The sequence below is a fragment of the uncultured Virgibacillus sp. genome, from assembly GCF_947495635.1.
GTDB lineage: Bacteria > Bacillota > Bacilli > Bacillales > Amphibacillaceae > Virgibacillus > Virgibacillus salarius.
The window spans coordinates 1-5,320 of the sequence record NZ_CANMAB010000158.1 but is presented as its reverse complement, the minus strand read 5'-3'; the positions used below and the strand labels follow the sequence as shown (position 1 = coordinate 5,320).

The 5,320-nt window shown below is 37.5% G+C and carries 4 protein-coding genes and 1 pseudogene; 1 reads left to right on the top strand and 4 read right to left on the bottom strand.

Annotated features, from left to right (window positions below):
- Positions 1-110: 110 nt before the first annotated feature.
- Positions 111-215: pseudogene (locus Q1A47_RS19800) on the bottom strand (DJ-1/PfpI family protein); the annotation flags it as partial.
- A gap of 70 nt (positions 216-285) precedes the next feature.
- Positions 286-720 (bottom strand): nitric oxide-sensing transcriptional repressor NsrR, encoded by a 435-nt coding sequence (nsrR, locus tag Q1A47_RS19795; protein WP_026681839.1) that lies wholly within the window; start codon positions 718-720, stop codon positions 286-288.
- A gap of 135 nt (positions 721-855) precedes the next feature.
- Between nsrR and hmpA the strand changes: the two genes are divergently transcribed.
- Positions 856-2,082: an NO-inducible flavohemoprotein gene (hmpA, locus tag Q1A47_RS19790; RefSeq protein ID WP_166530651.1), complete on the top strand. Its 1,227-nt coding sequence runs from the start codon at positions 856-858 to the stop codon at positions 2,080-2,082.
- Between the two features lie 59 nt (positions 2,083-2,141).
- On the opposite strand, the gene Q1A47_RS19785 is transcribed toward hmpA, so the two are convergent.
- Together Q1A47_RS19785 and acsA are read right to left on the bottom strand one after the other, a co-directional pair.
- The gene (locus tag Q1A47_RS19785; RefSeq protein ID WP_166530652.1) at positions 2,142-2,747 is read right to left on the bottom strand and encodes a bifunctional 2-polyprenyl-6-hydroxyphenol methylase/3-demethylubiquinol 3-O-methyltransferase UbiG; all 606 of its coding nucleotides are present in this window, start codon (positions 2,745-2,747) and stop codon (positions 2,142-2,144) included.
- A 482-nt stretch (positions 2,748-3,229) separates the two neighbouring features.
- Positions 3,230-4,945, bottom strand: coding sequence for an acetate--CoA ligase (gene acsA / locus Q1A47_RS19780; protein WP_026680139.1), 1,716 nt, complete (start codon positions 4,943-4,945; stop codon positions 3,230-3,232).
- Positions 4,946-5,320: the final 375 nt, after the last annotated feature.

Here is a 5,320-nt window from a genome sequence, read left to right as displayed (position 1 = left end):
GAGCCGAAAATCCACTTTGCAACGTGTTCTTCTTTGCAAAGTTAGTTGAGGCCGTGCCCGCGGAAAGCGAAGTAATTCGTCGGAGCATTGCCAATATACATCAAACATTTCAAAATAACGACTTCATGACCAGCTTCCCGGAAAGCTTTAGCTGGCTCTGTATATTCCACATCTTCAAACATATCTGTAATAACAGTTACTATTTTTTTACTCATGATATATCCACTCCTTTACGATGACTACATAATTATATGTTCCCAATAATTCTTATATAAAACATATTTTTTACAGTCCCATTAGTTCACGAAGCTCTTCTTCATTTTTAATTAAATCCTTTAATGTATATGCTTCAAGAACCTTAAAAAAAGCGACTAACGCCCTATTTAATACATGTTTTAATGTACAGCCTGGAGAAATAACACAGTGGTTTGTTCCTTTATCAAAGCATTCTAAAATGACAAAATCAGCTTCAAGCTGTCGAACAAGTCTACCAACATTGATTTCTTCTGGTGGCTTAGCCATTCTAATTCCTCCATGCCTGCCTCTTACCGACTCTATCAATTCCATCTTTACAAGCTCATGTACTACTTTCCTTACATGTTCTTGTGAAATCGTATATACCTCGGATATCTCTTTAATTGTAGCCAGCTCTTGATCTGATTTCATTCCCGTAAATATTAATACACGTAATGCGTAATCTGTATATTTTTTAAGATTCATGGATACACCTACTTGTTCATGTTTTCACATTATTGTAACATATTTTGCTTATTTTCCTGTTTTTTTACCAGTTAAATCATTATAAAATAAACATGTATACAAAATACATGTTTATTTCAAAGGGAGTGCTTAGTTATGTCAACACAAACAGTCGAGCTAGATGAGCAAACAAAGGACATTATTAAAGCTACTGTGCCAGTATTACAACAACAAGGTTCAGAGATAACGAAGCGATTCTATCAGCTAATGCTAACAAATCATCCAGAATTAAAGAATTTATTTAATCAAACCAATCAACGGAGAGGTGCTCAGCCCAAGGCCTTAGCGAATACCGTTTATGCTGCTGCGGCAAATATCGATCATTTAGAAGAAATAGTACCCCATGTCATGCAAATTGCACATAAGCATAAAAGTCTAAATGTTCAACCAGAACATTATCCAATCGTTGGCAAGTACCTATTACTAGCAATGAAAGATGTTTTAGGAGAAGTAGCTAATGATGATGTGATCGACGCATGGGAAAAAGCATATTATGTCATAGCAGATCTTTTTATTAACGTGGAAAAAGAATTATATAATAAGACATTGCAATCATCCGGTGGCTGGGAAGGTTTTCGAAATTTCAAAGTGACAAAAAAGGTAATTGAGAGTGAAGTTATTACATCTTTTTATTTAGTTCCCGAGGATGGTTTACCATTTCCTAGTTATCAGCCTGGACAATACATTACTGTAAAAGCAGACATAGATGGTGAACCATATACCCATCTTCGCCAATACAGTTTATCTTGTGCTCCGGATGAAGGGTATTACCGCATTAGTGTTAAACGTGAGGATGAGAATGAACAAGGCCCAGCAGGAATTGTCTCTACTTATTTACATGAGAAAATTAATGAAGGAAGCATTTTACCTATAAGTGCACCGGCTGGAGACTTCATACTTGATCAACAAGATCATCGACCACTGATACTAATTAGTGGAGGTGTGGGAATGACACCAATGATGAGTATGTTAGAAACGGTGATAAAAGAACAGCCTGAACGACAGGTTATCTTCATTCATGCTGCAAAGTCAGAAAATTATCATGCGTTGAAAGAGAGAGTTGCTACCATTACTAGTTCTAATAATCATGTGACAAGCTATACGATCTATAATCATCCCAAAGATACGGATCGATGTGATAAAAAAGGCTATATAGACGCTGAGTGGGTATCTTCAATTTTACCAACATCAGATGCTACATGTTACATTTGTGGACCAAAAGGATTCATGCGTACAACCTATGTAAGCTTAAAAAAATCACATGTAGCTGAAAAAGATATTCATTTCGAAATTTTTGGCCCAGCTGAATCCATTACTGCATAAACGACAAAAACCAAAGGTTAAGGGAGTAATCCACTTATCCTTTGGTTCTATTTACATATCTAGTCTTTCTTTTTTATAACCGTTTGAATAACATGAGACAAGCCAGTATGCTTTTTTCCTTCTTTTCGATCTACTTCTCCATAATAGAAATGCAAACAATGATGAGGCATTATCCATTGTAATACATCCGATGGATGATACAGCATTTCCTTCTCCCTTGGTCCACCTGTTTGGTAGTCTAATTGATCCTCTGAGTATACCTCAAACATTACATAGCCACCTGGCTTTACAGCAGCAATTATATTATGAATAAAAAAATGTTGATCTTCCGCTGGAACATGCCCAAAGACCATAATCGCCGCATCAAATTGGCGAGATATCACCTTTTCCTTAGTCAAGTCCATGGGAATAGCTTGTACGTTTACTCCTTGCTCTACAGCTAATTGTTTTGCCTTTTCTAATCCGACAGTAGATTGATCATAAGCAATAACCTCATGCCCTAAACCAGCTAAATAGATGGCGTTTCTGCCCTCTCCCTCTGCAAAGCATCCTATAGTTGAATTTTTAGATAAGAGGTGACTCTTTTGCTGGGTGAATTGATTTGCCTGTTTCCCATATACAAATTCTTTATCTGAAAAGTTTTGATCCCAAAATTCTTTAGACATTTTAAGATTCCTCATTTCCTCAATTTATGAATATGTTCCATATTGGAAATGTAACAGATTTCAAAGTAAATAAGAAATAACTAGCTTATAAAGTGAGCGGTGTAAAAGGAGTGTTGTATCCATTCCGTTCGATAGCATTTCAAGAGCAAAAGGCGTAAGCGTCCGAGTAGAAACGTAGCGACTAGAGCGAGTCAACGGAGATAAAGGTATTACGATGAGCTTGCGCGCCGATGATGACTTAGATTAGGGCGATTCATGAAGTCGCCTCGTTTCTGGGCGCTGGAGCTTCACGCGGCTCAACACGCCCATATATATCCACAGGCTCAAATTTTATAATTTCCGTAATTTCCTAGACAAAAATCCCCCCAAAGCAACAGATTATATTTTTTGATCTATCTACTTTGGAAGGGAGCATATTTTAATCAGTCTATAATTAAGCGTCTTCGTTATCTAAATTATTTTACCCTCTGTGGCTCTACCATCTATTCTTCTAATGTTGACGTATCACCAGTAGGCAATCCTAGCTCCCAAGACTTCAATAGTCGACGCATGATCTTACCACTTCTTGTCTTAGGAATGGAGTCTTTTACTTCTAGTTCACGTGGTGCAGCATGAGCACTTAGCCCTGTCTTAACAAATAAGCGTATATCCTCTAGTAATTCATCCGTATTCTGATACCCATCATTCAGCGTAATAAACGCTTTAATGATCTCTCCTCGCTCTGGATGTGGTTTCCCAATAACGCCGGCTTCAGCAACAGCCGGATGTTCTATTAATTTACTTTCTACCTCAAATGGGCCAACTCGTTCACCAGAAGTATTGATAACATCATCTAAACGCCCCTGGAACCAGAAATAGCCATCTTCATCTTTATAAGCACTATCTCCTGATACATACCAACCATGGATAAAGTAGCTGTCATACTTGCTTGGATTCTTCCATACAGCCCGCATCATAGATGGCCAACCTTTCTTAATAGCTAAATTCCCCATTTGGTTTGGTGGTAGTTCATTTCCTTCATTATCAATAATAGCCGCTTCAATACCTGGTAATGGTTTCCCCATTGATCCTGGTCTTATCTCCATTGATGGAATGTTAACAATAAGCTGTGCACCTGTTTCCGTCATCCACCATGTATCATGAATCCGCAAATTAAATGCTTTTAATCCCCAAGTCACTACTTCTGGATTCAATGGCTCTCCAACACTCATAATATGTCGTAAGGAAGAAAGGTCATATTTCTTCACTACGTCTTCTCCTGCACTTACTAATTTACGAAGTGCTGTAGGTGCCGTATACCAGACACTAACCTTATACGTATCTAGTGTTCCATACCAATCATCCGGTGTAAATCTTCCACCTCGAATAACATTAGTCACACCATGCAACCATGGTGCGAAAATTCCGTAACTTGTTCCAGTAACCCAGCCTGGATCAGCGGTACACCAATATACATCCTCTTCCCTTAGGTCTAATACCCACTCGCCCGTAGCATAATGTTGAATCATAGCATTATGGACATGGTACACACCTTTTGGTTTTCCAGTAGATCCAGATGTGTAATGGAGTAACATACCATCTTCTAAATCTACCCATTCCATTTCTGTTTTATTAGAAGCATCCTTCATTTCTCTTTGATAATCAATATAATGATCCGCAGATTCGTTATGTTTCCCTACAAGCACTATTTTTTCTAAGTTTGGTAAATCCTCCTGTGGAACTCGATACAATAAATCAGGTGTTGTAATTAACACTTTTGCTTCACTATCCTGCAATCGATCGCGAACCGCTTGCTCCATGAAAGCTTCGAATAAAGGTCCAGCGATGGCACCAACTTTAAGGATACCGAAGAAAGCTGCATAAAATTCTGGGCTTCTTGGCATGAACAGAAATACGCGATCTCCTTTTTTCACATTATACTTACGTAAAACATTAGCAAACTTATTACTCTCATCACGTAGGTCACCAAAGGTTACCTTCTCTTCTCTATCTGGATCAGAATACAGTAATGCAACCTGGTCCTTTTTCTCTGGATTTTCCGCATGGCGGTCTAACGCCTCATAGGCAATATTAACCTTTCCCGTTTCATTCCAGGAAAAATGTTTCTTCATATCATCCCATGAAAAAGTTTCCCTAACTTTTTCATAATCTTTCAGATTATGATTACCTTCTTTAACTGGTATCTTCTGCATATCCATCCAATCACCTCGTTTTATAAATTGAAATCGGTTACAAATAATAGAAATATCTCCTTGATACGTTTACAAGTACTAATTCTATTTATGAACCGATTAAAAAACAATGTATTAAAAATTATGCAAACTTTTTGGTAACTATTATTTATTTTAGAACATTCTGTGACATTTTTAAAGTAATAAACTATTTATTTATTAGAAAAGTTGGCGTATAACACTGATTTTATAACTACCACTATAAAAAAACGGAGCAAAATTCGCTCAGTCCCTATCACTACATGCTCAGATTTACGCTTCCTCTACCACTCCGGCTGCCCACTTCCCTTTCCGTGGGGTTTGTCCTTCAGCTAACTTTTTTAGCAAAACCCGCTCAAAAAA